Origin of the sequence: Thioclava sp. 'Guangxiensis', from assembly GCF_045348365.1 — a bacterium.
Lineage (GTDB): Bacteria > Pseudomonadota > Alphaproteobacteria > Rhodobacterales > Rhodobacteraceae > Thioclava > Thioclava kandeliae.
This window is the reverse complement of record NZ_CP155822.1, coordinates 2,372,977-2,388,619: the sequence shown is the minus strand read 5'-3', so window position 1 is coordinate 2,388,619 and position 15,643 is coordinate 2,372,977. Positions and strand designations below refer to the sequence as shown.

The window sequence follows — 15,643 nt, the reverse complement described above, 5'->3', positions numbered from 1 at the left end:
GGCCTTTTCAGAGACAGGACAGGAGGGCAAGACACAAGGCCGCAAGCCCCATCGCCCTGAGATAGAGGGAGAGCCCGCGCGTCAGATCCTGCGGGCGCGGATCGGGGGCGCCTTCATTGACATAGGGTTCATGCGCCACATGGTCACCATAGACCCGCGGCCCCGACAGGCGCACGTTCAAACCCGCCGCCAATGCCGCCTCGGGCCAGCCGGCATTGGGCGAGCGGTGTTTGCCCGCATCCTGCGCCATCACCTTGAGCGCCCGCACAGGCGCGGAGACCAGCGCAAAGATCAGCCCAGTCAGACGCGCGGGGATCAGGTTCACCCCATCATCCAGACGGGCCGCGAATTTGCCGAACCATTCATAGCGGTCATTGCGATGGCCGATCATGGAATCGAGCGTGTTGATGGCTTTGTAAGCCGCAATCCCCGGCAGCCCCAGAAGCGCCCCCCAGAAGAGCGGCGCGATGATCCCGTCAGAACTGTTCTCGGCAAGGCTTTCGAGCGCCGCACGCGCCACCCCGGCCTCATCCAGCCGGGCCGGATCGCGCCCGACGATCATCGACACCGCCACGCGGGCCTGCGGCACATCGCCCGCAGAAAGCGGGCGGGCAACGGCGGCCACGTGGCTATACATCGAGCGCGCGGCAATCAGCGGCCAAGCACAAAGCGACAGGATCAGCGTCCCGAGCCAGTTCGCGGGCGCAAGCCATGTGATGGTGATGGCGAGCATCACGGGCAAGAAAATCGCGCAGAGCGTGGTCGCAACCCCGCCCCAGAACCGCCCGTTATCGGACCAATGCGCGCGATTGAGGCGCCCCTCCAGCGCATGGATCAACGCCCCCAGCCATGTCACCGGATGGCCGATGCGCCGGAATACGGCTGCGGGCCATCCAAGGACCGCATCGATCCCGAAACCGATCAGCATGATGAGCGCTCCGGTCATGATCCCCTCCGCTGGCCGAGCGTGAATTCCACCACTCGCCCATAGCCTGCCGCGCGCAGCCTGTCACGGATTGCATCGCACTGTTGGCGCGACGCCGAAAGTGGCAGGACCAGCGCCCGTGCCGATCCCGTATGGGCGCGCAGATAGCCCAAGGCCCCCACCTCGCATGCGAGCCCTGATGTGGGATCGGCCGCGGGCCCCCGCAGAGCGGTCGTGCGCGCGGCGCTCTGGGCCGCCAGTGCAGCCACCTGTGCCAGATCGCCGCGCAGGCAGGCCGCCCGCCAGGATGGCAGAAGATCCGAAATATCGGCAAAGTGCTGATCTTGCGGACGGGTGGGTTCGGGCGCACCCCAGAGCCCGCCAATCAGGCGCATCGGCGGCGGCGCGGGCAAGACGCCGAGGCTTTCTCCCTGACGCGAGGCCCAGAGATGGCAGTCCGGATAGGCATGTGCCAGCGGATCGCTCGCGCCCTCGATCTTCCAGCAGAGCCGCATGATCTGCGACGCGGGCAGCGCGGGCGCCATATGGCGGATCAGCGCCGTCAGCGCGGCGGTCGAGGCGCCACAACCCGCCCCCGCCACCATCGAGGCGCCGAGCCGGACCGCTCCGCGCAAGGGGCGCCGCAGCATCCGCTGGATCTGCGCCAGTGCTCCCGCAGGCAGAAGGCGTTGCGGGTCATGCACATGGCCTGTGGGTGCGGCTCTGACATCGAGCGTGACGCCCAGCACCGGACAGGGCACCGAGACCAGCGCAACCGGCCCCGTGCTGCCGATCCGTCCCTGCAGGAACTCGCCGAAATGTCCGGCCACCCGCAGGCGCGTGCTAGGGGTCAGACGCATCGATTGACCTCGTGGATCACCGCGCCCCCGAACAGGAAGCTCACCCGCGTGAGCGATAGCGGCGCGATCTCGAAGCGCAGCCCTGCAGCGGGCACCTCCAGGGCCAGCCCCAGCACGGCGCGGATGGTTCCGGCATGGGCGAGCACCGTCACCCGCCCCGACAGCGGCGCAAGACCACGCGGCACCCGTGCGCAGAGATCGAGAAAACTCTCGCCCCCGGGTGGTCGATGTGCGGCCAGCACCTCGAGCGGTAGCGGCCCCAGATCGGGCAGTTCGGCATAGGGACGGCCCTCCCATTCCCCGAGATCCTGTTCCCAGAAATCCGGCTCGGTCCCGATCGGCAGATCGGGCCAGAGCGCGCGCGCGGTCTGGACACAGCGCAGCGCGGGACTTGCCACGATGCGCGCGGGCTCTGGCACCGCCTCCGCCACCCGCGCCAAGGCCGCCCGGTCCGCGAGATCTGCACGCAGATCGCGGCGTCCATAGACACACCCATCGCCTATAACGGGGGCATGCCGGATCAGCACCAGCTCGCATTGCGGACCGTCCTCGGGCGGCGGGAGCGCTGACGGCTGCGTGATCGACATAAACTACCTCTTTGCTTTCCAGCCCGTTTCTGCTTTCTCATCGCCCGATGAGCAAGATCATTCTAATGACCGGCGGCGCGCGTTCAGGCAAGTCTCGCCTCGCGGAGAACCAGGCCCTGAGCCTCGGCTCTCCCGCGATCTATATTGCCACGGCACGGATCTGGGATGCCGAAACACAGGCGCGGGTCGAGGAACACCGCGCCCGTCGTCTTACGGGCTGGCGCGATATCGAGGCGCCGCTCGATCTCGTCGGCGCTCTTAGGGATACCGACAGGGGCGCGCCGCGTCTTGTCGACTGCCTGACGATGTGGCTGACCAACCTGATGATGGAGAACCGCGATATCGAGGCGGAGACAGAGGCCCTTATCGGCTGTTTGCCACAGCTCGACGCGCCGGTTATTTTCGTCACCAACGAGGTCGGAATGGGAATCGTTCCTGAAAACGCTCTTGCGCGCCGCTTCCGCGACGCGCAAGGACAGCTTAACCAGAAAATAGCCGCCGTGGCGGATGAGGTCCATCTTGTCACCTGCGGCTATGCACTAAAGGTCAAACCACAATGAGCCTCTTTCCGCTTTCCACCCTGTCCCAGCTCGACGGTCTCGCCGAAAGGCTGCCCGCGTTCGACAACGAGGCCGCCGAGGCGGCCCGCACGCGGCAGGGCCAGCTCACCAAGCCGCCGGGATCCTTGGGGCGGCTGGAGGATCTGGCGGTCTTCATGGCAGGCTGGCGGGTCACCGACAGGCCCCGCATCGGCAAGGCACAGGCGATTGTGTTTGCAGGAAACCACGGGATCTGCGCGCAAGGGGTAAACCCGTTCCCGCAATCGGTCACCGCGCAGATGGTGGCCAATTACGAACATGGCGGCGCTGCGATCAACCAGCTCTGCCGCGCGAACGGGGCCGAGTTGTCGGCCGTCGCCATCGATCTCGACCGCCCCACGCGTGATTTCACGCAAGGCCCCGCGATGGACGAGGCCGAGACGCTCGAGGCGCTCAATCGCGGGGCGGCATCCGTGAACCCAAAGGCGGATGTGCTGATATTGGGCGAGATGGGTATTGGCAATTCGACCATTGCGGCGGCACTGGCTTCGGCGCTCTTCGGGGGCGATGTGGCCGATTGGGTCGGGCGTGGCACGGGGTCGGACGATGCGGGGGTCGCGCGCAAGATCTCGGCTATCGAACGTGGCCTCGAACGCCATCAGGGCCTGAGCGCGGCGCAAACGCTTGCCGCCCTTGGCGGGCGCGAGCAGGCTGCGATCTGCGGCGCGGTGCTGGCCGCACGGCTCTACCGGATTCCGGTGCTCCTTGACGGCTTCATCTGCACGGCCTCGGCCGCCCCCCTCTTCGGGGTCGATGCGCGGCTTCTGGAGCACTGCCTCGTCGGCCATGTCAGCGCCGAGCCCGGCCATCGGAAGATCCTTGGCCACCTTGGAAAGGATCCGATCCTCGGTTTCGACATGCGATTGGGCGAAGGCACCGGCGCGGCCCTTGCACTCGGCATCCTGCGCTCGGCGCTCGAATGCCATAACGGCATGGCGACCTTCTCGGAGGCAGGTGTCGATGAAGCGCACGAGGATGACACGACCATGGATGCCGCCCAATGATCCGCGCCCGTCTGGCCGAATTGCAGCTTGCCGTCATCCTGCTCTCGCGCCTGCCTGCAGGCCGGTTGCCGGAGGATAAGATCAATCTCGGCCAGACGGTCTGGGCCTATCCGATCGCGGGTCTGCTGATCGGCACGGGAGGAGCGCTGGCGCTGGGGCTCTCGGCCCTTCTGGGGCTGCCGCCCTTTGCGGCGGCCCTCCTGTGCCTTGTCACGCTGACCTTCCTGACGGGCGCGCTCCATGAGGACGGGCTGGCCGATCTGGCGGACGGGTTCGGCGGTGGTCGCGAGCGTGAGAAAAAGCTCGATATCATGCGCGACAGCCGGATCGGCAGCTACGGGGTAACCGCGCTGATCCTGGCCTATGGCCTGCGCGCCTGCGGTATCGCGACGCTTTATGCCCAAGGCGCCCATCTGGCGGCAGCGGCGCTGATCGCGCTGGCCATGGCCTCGCGCGCGCAGATCGCCATCTGGCAAAGCCTGATGCCGGTGGCCCGCCCCGACGGGATGGGCCATGCCGCCACCGGGGTTCCGAAAAACGCCCTGATCCTCGCGCTTGTCTATGGCGCGCTGGGGCTGACGCTGACGGGCATCTATGCGCCGCTCATCGGGCTGGCCGTGGTGCTGGGCGGGGCGGCCGTGGCCTATCTCGCCAAGCGCCAGATCGGCGGGCAGACCGGCGATGTGCTGGGCGCAAGCCAGCAGGCCTCCGAGATCCTCGGCTGGATCGCCCTCATGTCGCTATTGTAGAGTGCGTAAATTTTAAGCGTATCCGGCGATAATTTGGCCAGAATGTCGAAAACACTGGCCCTTGATCCCAGCACTTGCCTAGTTTGGCATAACCTGTTTCCAAGGACTGCGTGCTATGGCGATTTACGCATCGATTCATCACCTTACCCATTACAAATATGACCGCGACGTCATGCTTGGCCCGCAGATCATCCGTTTGCGACCGGCGCCGCACTCGCGCACCAAGGTGATCTCGCATGCGCTGAAAGTCACACCGGCCGAGCATTTCGTGAACCTCCAGCAGGATCCCTATGGCAACTGGCTGGCGCGGTTTGTCTTCCCCGAGCCGGTGCGCGAGTTCAAGATCGAGGTCGATCTGGTGGCCGATATGACGGTCTATAACCCGTTCGATTTCTTCGTCGAGGAATGTGCCGAATACTGGCCCTTCGACTATCCGTCGGATTATGCCGCAGATCTTGCCGTCTACCGCAAACCCGAGGAAGGCTCGGAGGCGCTCGACGAATTCGTTGCGACCATCCCGCGCAAGAAGGAGCGCACGGTCGATTTCCTCGTGGGCCTCAATATGCAGGTCTCGAACCTCGTCGATTACACGATCCGGCTGGAACCGGGCGTGCAGACGCCCGAGGAGACGCTGACGCTTAAATCGGGTTCCTGCCGTGACAGCAGCTGGCTTCTGGTGCAGGTGCTGCGGCGCCTGGGCTTTGCGGCGCGGTTTGTCTCGGGCTATCTGATCCAGCTCAAACCCGATGTGAAGGCGCTCGATGGCCCCTCGGGGACCGAGCATGACTTCACCGATCTGCATGCATGGGTCGAGGTCTATCTGCCCGGTGCGGGCTGGATCGGGCTTGATCCGACCTCCGGCCTGATGACCGGCGAGAGCCATATCCCGCTGGCCGCCACGCCGCATTACCGCACCGCCGCCCCTATCGCCGGTGGCTTTACCGCCGATGGCACCCCCGAGGTCGAATTCGATTTCGACATGGAGGTGACCCGCGTGGCCGAGCACCCGCGCATTACCAAGCCGTTTTCGGACGAGGCATGGGAGGCGCTCAACGATCTGGGTAAACAGGTCGACCGCGATCTGGCCTCGGGCGATGTCCGCCTGACGATGGGCGGCGAGCCGACATTCGTGTCCATCGATGATTTCCAGTCCGAGGAATGGAACACCGCCGCCGTGGGGCCACAGAAACGCGACCGTGCCGATGTGCTGATCCGCAAGCTGCAGGACCGTTTCGCACCGGGTGGCTTCCTGCATTACGGTCAGGGCAAATGGTATCCGGGCGAGACGCTGCCGCGCTGGACCTTCTCGCTCTACTGGCGCCATGACGGGCAGCCGGTCTGGTCGAACACTGACCTGATCGCCCCCGAGGGCACATCGCAAGATGCCACGCCGCTGCAGGCGCAGGAGCTGATGCGGGAAATCGCGAGCCAGCTGGATGTGGACGAGAATTACGTCATTCCCGCCTATGAGGACCCTGCCGAGTGGCTGGTGCGCGAGGCGCAGCTCCCCGAGAACGTCACGCCGGCCAATTCCAAGCTGGAGGATGCCGAGGCGCGCCACCGCATCGCGCGGGTCTTCGACCGTGGCCTGACCACGCCCACTGCCTTCGTGCTGCCGGTCCAGCGCTGGCAGGCCAAGGCGGGCGGCGCGGGCTGGCGTTCGGAGCGTTGGCGATTGCGGCGCGGCGCGATGCTTCTGGCTCCCGGTGACAGCCCTGCGGGCTACCGTCTGCCGCTGGCCTCGCTGCCGCATCTGAGTGCGGCGCAATACCCCTATCACAACCCCGCCGACCCGACGATCCCGCGCCCGCCCCTGCCCAAGCGCGATCCGGTGAAACCGGCCGAGCGGCTGAGCCAGCCGATGGCCTCTTTCATACCTTCCGAACCGATGGGGGAAGGCTTCACACCGCAGGGCTCGCCCGAGATCGACGGCTTCGTGCGCACCGCGCTTTCGGTGGAGCCGCGCGACGGGCGGCTATGTGTGTTCATGCCGCCTGTGGTCTGGCTCGAGGATTATCTCGACCTGCTGCGTGCCGCCGAGGCGGCTGCGGCCAATCTGGGGCTCAAGGTCCATATCGAGGGCTATGCGCCGCCCCATGACCCGCGGCTCAATGTGATCCGCGTGGCCCCCGATCCGGGCGTGATCGAGGTCAATATCCACCCCGCCCATTCCTGGGAGGATTGCGTGGCCACGACCGAGGCGATCTATGAGGAGGCGCGCCTCTCGCGGCTCGGGGCCGACAAGTTCATGATCGATGGACGCCATACCGGCACGGGCGGCGGCAACCATGTGGTGGTGGGCGGCGAGACGCCCAATGACAGCCCCTTCCTGCGCCGTCCCGACCTTCTGAAATCGCTGATCCTGACATGGCAGCGCCATCCCTCGCTCAGCTATCTCTTCTCGGGGATGTTCATCGGCCCGACCTCGCAGGCGCCCCGCATCGACGAGGCCCGCCATGACAGCCTCTACGAACTCGAGATCGCGCTGAACCAGATCCAGCCGGGCATGGCCGTGCCGCCATGGCTGACCGACCGCCTGCTGCGCAATATCCTGATCGACGTGACGGGCAATACCCACCGCGCCGAGATCTGTATCGACAAGCTCTACTCGCCCGATGGCCCGACAGGCCGTCTGGGCCTCGTGGAGTTCCGCGGCTTCGAGATGCCGCCGCATCCGCGCATGTCGCTGGCCCAGCAGCTCCTGATCCGTGCGATCATCGCGCGGGCCTGGAAAGCGCCCGTCGAAGGGCGTCCGGTGCGCTGGGGCACGGTGCTCCATGACCGCTTCATGTTGCCGCATTTCATCTGGGAGGATTTCCTGAGCCTTCTGGCCGAGCTGAAAGAGCATGGCTACGCCTTCGATCCGGCATGGTTCGTGGCGCAGGAGGAGTTCCGCTTCCCCTTCTGCGGACAGATCACAGTCGAGGGCGTGCATCTGGAGCTGAAACAGGCGCTCGAGCCTTGGCATGTGCTGGGCGAGACCGGCGCGATCGGTGGCACTGTGCGCTATACCGACAGCTCGGTCGAGCGGATGCAGGTCAAGATGACCTCGCTCCATCAGGACCGCTACAAGGTCACCTGCAACGGGCGCTTCCTGCCGATGACGCCCACGGGCACCTCGGGCACCTCGGTCGCGGGCGTGCGCTACAAGGCATGGAAGCCGCCGGAATCGCTGCATCCGACCCTGCCTACCAATGCGCCTTTGGTGTTTGACATCTATGACACATGGTCAAACCGCGCGATCGGAGGCTGCACCTATAACGTGGCCCATCCGGGCGGGCGCAACTACGACACCTTCCCTGTCAATGCCAATGAGGCGGAGGCGCGGCGTCTGGCGCGGTTCCAGCCATTCGGGCATACCCCGGGGGCCTATGTGCCGCCGATGGAATATCCGCATCCCGAATTCCCCTTGACGCTTGACCTTCGACGTCCCATCGGGCTGATCTGAGCCCGGAAGTTATCAAGGCAGACCAATGGCCGAGAAAAAACAGCATCCTGCCAGCGCCCTGCTGGCAGGCTATCGCCCTGTAAAGGGGGTCGCGGACGAGCTCTTCGACGCACAGGGCCGCATGCGCCCTGTCTGGCGGCGTTTCATCGACCGCTTTGTGCGGCTGAGCCCCGAGGAAATCGAGGCGCGGTTCGAGCGGGCCGATCTCTATCTGCGCGATGCGGGCGTGTTCTACCGGCAATATTCCAACGATCCGCTGACCGAGCGCAGCTGGCCGCTCAGCCATATCCCGGTGATCCTGCATGATAGCGAGTGGGACCATATCTGCGAGGGGCTCACCCAGCGCGCCGAACTGCTGGAACATGTAATGGCCGATCTTTACGGCTCCGCCGATCTGGTGGCGCAAGGTCATCTGCCGGCCGAGCTGATCGCGGGGTCGAAACAGTTCCTGCGCCCGATGGTGGGGGTCAAACCCAAGGGCGGGCATTATCTGCATTTTCTGGCCTTCGAGATCGGGCGCTCGCCTGATGGATCGTGGTTCGTGCTGGGGGACCGGACGCAGGCCACGTCGGGGGCGGGCTTTGCGCTCGAGAACCGGATGGCCACGGGGCGTGCCTTCCCCGAGCGGTTCCCGCGGGCCTATATCCACCGGCTTGCAGGGTTCTTCGGAGCATTTCTGGGTGCCTCCGAGCGGCTGGCCGAGGATCGGGACCAGCGTCAGGCGATCCCCGCGATCCTCACGCCCGGCCCCTCCAACGAGGCCTATTACGAACATACCTATATCGCGCGCTATCTTGGGGTGCCGCTTCTGGAGGGCGAGGATATCGTCGTCGAGGATGGCCGTGCCAAGGTGCGCACGATCTCGGGGCCGCAGCCGCTGGGGGCGCTCTGGCGGCGCATCGATTCGGGCTTTGCCGACCCGATCGAACTCGACGAGACCAGCCAGATCGGCACACCCGGTCTGATGGAAGCCGTGCGGCGCGGGCATCTGGGGATGGCCAATGCGCTCGGCTCGGGGATCATGGAAATGCGCTCGATGCTGGCCTTCCTGCCGCGTATCAGCGAGGTGATGCTGGGCGAGCCGCTCAAACTCCCCAATATCGCCACATGGTGGTGCGGTGCACCCGAGGCGCGCTCCTATGTCGAAGCCAATGTCAAGCGGATGATGATCGGATCGGCCTATGCGGTGGATCTGCCCTTCGACCTGAACGCCACAACCGCGCTCGGCGGGGAGTTTCGTGGCCGCGCCAAAGGCTCTGTCAGCCAGTGGCTCGAGGAGGAAGGCCGCGCATTGGTGGGTCAGGAAGCCGTCACGCTCTCGACCACACCCGCATGGTCGCGCCAGGGAGACGGTCAGGCAAGGATCACCCCGCGCCCGATGACGGTGCGGGTCTTTGCCGCACGCACCGAAGACGGCTGGCGCTTCCTGCATGGCGGCTACGCCCGTATCGGCCAGTCCGAGGATCCGACAGCACTCGCGATGCAGCGCGGCGGATCGGTGGCCGATGTCTGGGTGGTGTCTGACCGACCCGTGCCGCAAGAGAGCCTTGCCGCAGAGACCACAGGACGGTTCCAGCGCAGCGATCAGGGCATCCTGCCCGCGCGCGCGGCCGATAACCTCTATTGGCTCGGACGCTATATCGAGCGCACGGAGGATGCGATCCGGCTCCTGCGGGCCTATCACCTGCGCCTTGCCGCCACCGGCAATGCCGCCGATCCGCGGCTCAGGCTGATGCGCGTCTACCTGTCCTCGGTGGGCTATACATTCGAGAAAGCGATCCCCGATACGCTTCTGGGGCGGTTCGAGATGGCGCGCAGCTGTGCCGCCAAGGTGCGGGACCGGTTCTCGACCGATGGCTGGAATGCGTTGAGCGATCTTCTGGAGACCGCCCGCCGACTGCAGGGCAAGACCAAGAACGGCGATGACGCGGCGCGCGCGATGTCGGTGTTCCTGCGCAAGATCACCGGCTTCTCGGGGCTGGTGCACGAGAATATGTATCGCTTCTCCGCATGGCATTTCCTGTCCTTCGGGCGGGCGCTTGAACGTGCCGATGCCACCGCGACGCTTCTCGAGCTTTACGCCGCCCCTGACGCGCCCGAGGGCGGGCTCGATCTGGCGGTCGAGGTCTGTGACAGCGTGATCACCCATCAGCGGCGCTTCCGCGTGGAAACCAGCCGTGACACGGTGCTGGACCTGCTCGCACTCGATGGTGACAATCCGCGTGCGCTCGCCTTCCTGATCTGCCGGATGGAGAACATCGCGCGCAGGATGCCCAACGCTATGGATCATGCCCGTCCGGGGCCCTTGATGCGCCGTCTGATGCAGCTCTCGACCGAGTTCAGCTGTGCCGAGCCGCGTGACATGACCCCCGAGCGTCTTGCACGGCTGCGACGCGAACTGGGCGAGCTGTCCGATCTCCTGACCACAGCCTATCTGAGATGATGACCCATGTTCTATGATCTGAAACTCGTCATCGCCTATCACTATGATTATCCAACGGATCGCGCCCGCAATATGCTGCGGCTGATGCCCCGCTCCCTGGCGGGGGTGCAAGCGGTCCATGAAGCGACCCTCCACATCGATCCTGTCCCTGACGAACAGCATGATCTGACTGATTATTTCGGCACCTGCATGTCCCAGGTGGCATGGGCGCGGCCCGTGTCCTCGCTGCGGTTCGAGGTGCGGGCCAAGGTCGAGCGCAAGGAAGACCCTCGCAAGATGGATTTCTCGGCGCGCCTGACTGCCCTGCCGCGTGAGCTGGCGGCGTCGATGTCACTCAAACCCGATGCGCCCCACCATTTCACCCATCCCTCGCCGCGCATTCCGCGCGTGCCGGCCATCACGGCTTTCGGCGCGGATTGTGTGAGCCCCGCCATGAGCACCTATGAGGCGATTGCGGCAATCGGGCATGCCATCCATCGCGAGATGGAATTCGACGCCTCTGCCACAACGGCCGAGACGCCTGCGCATGAGGCCTTCGAGGCACGGCGCGGCGTCTGTCAGGATTTCGCGCATATCATGATCACCGCTTTGCGCGGGATCGGTATTCCGGCAGGCTATGTCTCGGGCTTTTTGCGCACCAATCCCCCCGAAGGGCAGGAGCGGCTGGAGGGCGCGGATGCGATGCACGCATGGGTGCGTGCCTGGGCCGGTGCCGAGATGGGCTGGGTCGAGTTCGACCCGACCAACGACCAGTTCGCGGGCACCGATTACATCACCGTGGGTTATGGTCGCGATTACGCGGATGTGGCCCCCGTGCGCGGGGCGCTGCGCGGTGTGGGCGGCGCCAAGACAACACAGGCCGTGGATGTGATCCCGCGCCCGCATCTTGACGCGGTGTGATGCCAACGGCAGGCCGTTGTCCCGAATCTAGCGGCCCATGAATTCCAACACGGAGCGGGCGGCCCGCAGACCCGGGGCCTCGCCGCCCTCGCCCAGACGCTGCATCGTCAGTTCCATCGCCGCCACCTGACCGGCCCGCGTCTCGGGATCGTCGAGGATCTGCGAAAGCTTCTCCGAAATTAGTCGGGGCTGGCAGTTGGGCCCCAGAAACTCGGGGATCTCGCGGGTATCCGATACCAGATTGACCAGCGTGACCGTATCGATCTTCATCATGTTCCAAACGATATGCCATGTGATGCGCGAGGCATCATAGGCAATGACCATCGGTGTGCGATTGGCCGCCAGTTCGAGCGAGACCGTGCCCGAGGCCGCAAGCGCCAGATCGGCTGCGGCAAAAGCCGCACGTTTGTCCTCGGTGGCTTCGACCACGATCGGGGCCACCGGCCAGCGCGCCGTCATCTGCCGCACGAATTTCGACACCCCCCGCACGGTGGGCACCACGACCCTCAGGCCCGGCTCCCGGTCGCGCAGCTGCATCAGCGCCTCATCGAACCGCGGCCCCAGACGCGAGACCTCGGATTTGCGCGATCCGGGCAGGCACAGGACGAGCGGCTGGTCCGCCCCGATCATATGGGTCTCGCGGAAGGCGCTCGCCTCCTCGCGGCTGGCCAACGGCTCGGTCACGACCGGATGGCCCACGAAATCACAGCTCATTCCGGCTTCTTCCATATAGGGCGGTTCGAAAGGCAGCAGGGCCAACACATGATCGACCGTCTTGGCCATCTTGGCCGCGCGCCCTGCCCGCCACGCCCAGACAGATGGAGCGACGTAATGCACGACCTTCTGCGACGGATGGCTCTGTTTTACGATCTTATGGACACGCAGGCAGAAATCGGGGCTGTCAATGGAGATCACCACATCGGGTCTCTCCGCGATGACCGCCTCGGCAGTCTCTCGGATGCGGCGTTTCAGCTCGCGGTATTTCGGCAGGATCTCGGCAATGCCCATGACCGAGAGTTCTTCCATCGGGAAGCGCGAGGACAGCCCCTCTTCTTCCATGTGCTGGCCACCGATCCCGGTGAACTCGACCTCCGGCACCATCGCCTTCAGACCCGCCATCAACGCGCCACCGAGCTTGTCGCCCGAGGGTTCACCCGCGATGATGAAGACCCGCATCAGGGACGCACCCAGAGGAAGAGACCGGCTTCTGTCGCAGCCGCAGCGGTGGCCGCCTGATCGAGCACCATCACGCCGCCGGCTTCGATCACGATGCCCTTGAGCCCCGCTCTGGCCACCTGCGCAACCGTCTGCGGCCCGATCACCGGCAGATCGATCCGTCGGTCCTGGGTGGGCTTGGGGGCCTTGAAGAACACGCCGCCGCCCGGGTTGAGCGCCTTGTGCTGTGCCACGAACTCGAGCATGGCATCGGTGCCGGGCTGGGTTTCGACGGCCAGACATAGCCCGTTCGAGACCACACATCCCTGCCCCACATCTGCCTCGCCCATCGCGGCATGAATGGCCGCGGCGCGTTCGGCATCTTTCTCGTCGCGCTCGCTGATCGTGCCCAGACGGAATCCCGCAGGCGGCAGAAGCTGCGGCAGGATCTCGTGGATCCCCAGCGTCTCGATCTCCCATTCGGAAAACAGCTCGATCACCGCGCGCAGCGTCGCATCATCGCCCTGTTGCATGGCGCCCACCAATCGCGGGACAAGCTGCGCGGTCTTGAGATCGAACATCTCGGGTTCGATCTTGGGACGCGACAGCGATCCCGCAAAGACCACATGCGTGACCCCGCGCGAGACCAGCTCGTCGAGGAACGGCACCAGACGCTCGAAACGGAAGCGCAGGACCTCGCCCTCCACCTCGCAAGGGAACCCGTCCATCTCGCAGACGGTCAGCCCCGGCACGGCTTGCGCCAGCATTTTGGGCGCCGCCCCTTGGCCTGCGATCAATGCGATGGTGTTGGGGTTCATCTGTCCGTCCATTATGCTGGCCTTACTTATGATGGGGCGTCAGGAAAGAACGATCCGACGGGCCCAGAATGAAATCAAGAACTTCGCGCACCAGCTCGCTGTCGGAGCCTGCCTCGTTCTGTTCACGGGCAACTTCACGGAAATTGCCTTCGCCAAGGGCTTTGTAGAGATCGCGCAGCGCGGTGATCTCGGCGCGGTCGGTGCCACGGCGCCGCAACCCCACGAGGTTCATCCCCTCGACATGGGCGCGCGGGCCCGCGACCAACGCATTCGGCATGACATCGGCCGTCACCATCGACAAGGCGCCGATCATCGCGCCGCGTCCGATGCGCACCCATTGGTGCACGCCCGAAAGCCCGCCCACGATCGCATCGTCGCCGATATGGCAATGCCCCGCGACCGCTACGGAATTCACCAGAATCACGCGGTCGCCAATGATGCAGTCATGCCCTACATGACACGAAGACATATATAGCCCGTCATCGCCCACGCGCGTCACACCGCCACCGCCTGCAGTGCCGGTATTCATGGTGACATATTCGCGGATACGGTTGCGTTTGCCGATGACCAGACGGGTCTTCTCACCGCGGAATTTCAGGTCCTGCGGGATCTGGCCCAGCGAGGCGAAAGGATAGACCTCCGTCCCCTCGCCGATCTCGGTCGCACCGGTCACCACCACATGCGAATGCAGCGTGACATCCGCCCCGAGAGAAACCTCGGGGCCGATAAGACAGAAGGGACCGATCTTGCAGCCCGCGCCGATGGTGGCGCCCTCTTCGATGATAGAAGAGGCGTGGATCTCGGCAGTGGGATCGATCGCCATGCCCGTCTCCTTACTTGCCGGTCGCCATCATGGCGGTCAGCTCTGCCTCGCAGGCCAGCTCGCCATCGACCAGCGCACGGCCCTCGAATTTCCAGACCTTGCCGCCGCCGCGCAGCAGCTTCACTTCCATGCGCAGAACATCGCCCGGCACCACTTTGCGGCGGAATTTCACCTTATCCATCGACATGAAATAGACCGACATATCCTTGTCGATCAGGTTCTTGGAGATCCCGGTGATCACCGCGGCCGTCTGCGCCATCGCTTCCACGATCAGCACGCCCGGCATGACGGGCTCCTGCGGGAAATGGCCCTCGAAATGCGGCTCGTTCGAGGTGACGCATTTGATGCCTACACCGCTTTCCATAGGCACGATGTCCGTGACCTTGTCCACCAGAAGGAAGGGGTAACGATGCGGCAGCATACGTTTAATGAGCGCCAGATCGGCTTCGGTATAGGGGGCGGCTTCGGTCATTCTTCTGTCCCTTTTATATCTTTTTGCCGACGACGGATCGCCGATCGGGCCGGAGCCATGAAATACCAACCCCCGCAAGACATTGCAAGGTAACCACGCGGGCCACACATCGTAAAACGATACGGGCGTGGTAGAGGTTACGGCGCGGTCGAAAGCGGTGGCATCTCGCCCTGCTCCAGCAGATCGGCACCGTCCTTGGGCGCTGCGGCCTCGGAGTCGGCACCGGAGGCCGGATCGGGCGCCGTGCCGCCGAGCTCCTCGGGCACGGGCTGCGGAATGCCGGATCCGAGTTTGGCATCAACAATATCGCGCATGTCATCGGTCACATCGATCTGAGACAGCCCGCGGATGATCACCCGCCGGTCAATCACGATCTGGGCACCTTTCTCGCGCAGAAGATCATCCAGAAGCGGCAGCGCCGCTTTCAGAAAAGCCTGCTGCTCGGCCTCGACCTGATGCGCGAGCGCCTCGGCCTTGGCTTTCTGGGCCGCGCGGATATCGGTGGCTTTCTTGTCGAATTCAGCGGCCGCCTTCTGGAAGGCCTGCGGGGTCATGCTCGCCCGGCGCTGGGTCAGCGATTTTTCCTCGCTGACCAGATCATCGGCAATGCGCTTGTTCTCGCTGCCGAGCGAGGCCGTCTCGCGGGCCAACTGCTGCTTGACCCTGCGGGCCCATTCCGAACTCTGGTAAAGCTCGTCCCAATCCAGTGTGAGGATCGGCATATTGGCGGAAACGGCCCCGTCGCGCGTCGCGGAAGCGCCGTTCTGCGCAGCCGTCTGAGCAAGGGCGGGCACCGAGACAAGCGCGGTCAACCCCGCCAGCCCGATCAGCCCGACCCTATGCCGCAGCGACATCATGGA

The 15,643-nt window shown here is 65.0% G+C and carries 14 protein-coding genes; 6 read left to right on the top strand and 8 right to left on the bottom strand.

The window, feature by feature from the left end; all coding sequences use genetic code 11:
* Nucleotides 1–7 precede the first annotated feature (7 nt).
* The 3 genes from cbiB to ABEB22_RS11795 are packed head-to-tail and all read right to left on the bottom strand — an operon-like array spanning nucleotide 8 to nucleotide 2,372.
* The gene (gene cbiB, locus ABEB22_RS11805) at nucleotides 8–946 is read right to left on the bottom strand and encodes an adenosylcobinamide-phosphate synthase CbiB (protein WP_406870360.1); all 939 of its coding nucleotides are present in this window, start codon (nucleotides 944–946) and stop codon (nucleotides 8–10) included.
* On the bottom strand, nucleotides 943–1,785 hold the full coding sequence (locus tag ABEB22_RS11800; protein ID WP_406870359.1) for a propanediol utilization protein: 843 nt from the start codon (nucleotides 1,783–1,785) through the stop codon (nucleotides 943–945). Before ABEB22_RS11800 ends, cbiB begins: the two co-directional genes overlap by 4 nt.
* The gene (locus ABEB22_RS11795) at nucleotides 1,776–2,372 is read right to left on the bottom strand and encodes a histidine phosphatase family protein (protein WP_406870358.1); all 597 of its coding nucleotides are present in this window, start codon (nucleotides 2,370–2,372) and stop codon (nucleotides 1,776–1,778) included. Before ABEB22_RS11795 ends, ABEB22_RS11800 begins: the two co-directional genes overlap by 10 nt.
* Before the next feature lie 65 nt (nucleotides 2,373–2,437).
* Between ABEB22_RS11795 and cobU the strand changes: the two genes are divergently transcribed.
* The 6 genes from cobU (at nucleotide 2,438) to ABEB22_RS11765 (ending at nucleotide 11,515) form a co-directional block, all read left to right on the top strand.
* Nucleotides 2,438–2,932 (top strand): bifunctional adenosylcobinamide kinase/adenosylcobinamide-phosphate guanylyltransferase, encoded by a 495-nt coding sequence (cobU, locus tag ABEB22_RS11790; RefSeq protein WP_406870357.1) that lies wholly within the window; start codon nucleotides 2,438–2,440, stop codon nucleotides 2,930–2,932.
* A complete protein-coding gene (gene cobT, locus ABEB22_RS11785; protein WP_406870356.1) occupies nucleotides 2,929–3,975 on the top strand; it encodes a nicotinate-nucleotide--dimethylbenzimidazole phosphoribosyltransferase in 1,047 nt (348 codons plus the stop codon). Before cobU ends, cobT begins: the two co-directional genes overlap by 4 nt.
* Nucleotides 3,972–4,724 carry an adenosylcobinamide-GDP ribazoletransferase gene (locus ABEB22_RS11780; protein WP_406870355.1) on the top strand — a complete coding sequence of 251 codons (753 nt, stop codon included), beginning with the start codon at nucleotides 3,972–3,974 and terminating at the stop codon, nucleotides 4,722–4,724. The genes cobT and ABEB22_RS11780 overlap by 4 nt, the downstream gene beginning before the upstream one ends.
* A gap of 115 nt (nucleotides 4,725–4,839) precedes the next feature.
* Nucleotides 4,840–8,172: a DUF2126 domain-containing protein gene (locus tag ABEB22_RS11775; protein ID WP_406870354.1), complete on the top strand. Its 3,333-nt coding sequence runs from the start codon at nucleotides 4,840–4,842 to the stop codon at nucleotides 8,170–8,172.
* 25 nt (nucleotides 8,173–8,197) lie between these two features.
* On the top strand, nucleotides 8,198–10,615 hold the full coding sequence (locus ABEB22_RS11770) for a circularly permuted type 2 ATP-grasp protein (protein WP_339112640.1): 2,418 nt from the start codon (nucleotides 8,198–8,200) through the stop codon (nucleotides 10,613–10,615).
* 6 nt (nucleotides 10,616–10,621) lie between these two features.
* Nucleotides 10,622–11,515 carry a transglutaminase family protein gene (locus tag ABEB22_RS11765; protein ID WP_350935790.1) on the top strand — a complete coding sequence of 298 codons (894 nt, stop codon included), beginning with the start codon at nucleotides 10,622–10,624 and terminating at the stop codon, nucleotides 11,513–11,515.
* A 27-nt stretch (nucleotides 11,516–11,542) separates the two neighbouring features.
* Here ABEB22_RS11765 and lpxB read toward each other — a convergent pair whose 3' ends face one another.
* The 5 genes from lpxB to ABEB22_RS11740 form a co-directional block, all read right to left on the bottom strand.
* A complete protein-coding gene (gene lpxB, locus ABEB22_RS11760; protein ID WP_339112642.1) occupies nucleotides 11,543–12,691 on the bottom strand; it encodes a lipid-A-disaccharide synthase in 1,149 nt (382 codons plus the stop codon).
* Nucleotides 12,691–13,488, bottom strand: a complete 798-nt coding sequence (locus tag ABEB22_RS11755; RefSeq protein ID WP_350935794.1) for a UDP-2,3-diacylglucosamine diphosphatase LpxI domain-containing protein — start codon at nucleotides 13,486–13,488, stop codon at nucleotides 12,691–12,693. The genes lpxB and ABEB22_RS11755 overlap by 1 nt, the downstream gene beginning before the upstream one ends.
* 22 nt (nucleotides 13,489–13,510) lie before the next feature.
* Complete coding sequence (gene lpxA / locus ABEB22_RS11750) at nucleotides 13,511–14,311, bottom strand: acyl-ACP--UDP-N-acetylglucosamine O-acyltransferase (protein ID WP_339112644.1); 801 nt, start codon at nucleotides 14,309–14,311, stop codon at nucleotides 13,511–13,513.
* Nucleotides 14,312–14,321: 10 nt separating this feature from the next.
* Complete coding sequence (gene fabZ / locus ABEB22_RS11745; RefSeq protein WP_339112645.1) at nucleotides 14,322–14,783, bottom strand: 3-hydroxyacyl-ACP dehydratase FabZ; 462 nt, start codon at nucleotides 14,781–14,783, stop codon at nucleotides 14,322–14,324.
* Nucleotides 14,784–14,920: 137 nt separating this feature from the next.
* The gene (locus ABEB22_RS11740) at nucleotides 14,921–15,640 is read right to left on the bottom strand and encodes an OmpH family outer membrane protein (protein ID WP_406870353.1); all 720 of its coding nucleotides are present in this window, start codon (nucleotides 15,638–15,640) and stop codon (nucleotides 14,921–14,923) included.
* Nucleotides 15,641–15,643: the final 3 nt, after the last annotated feature.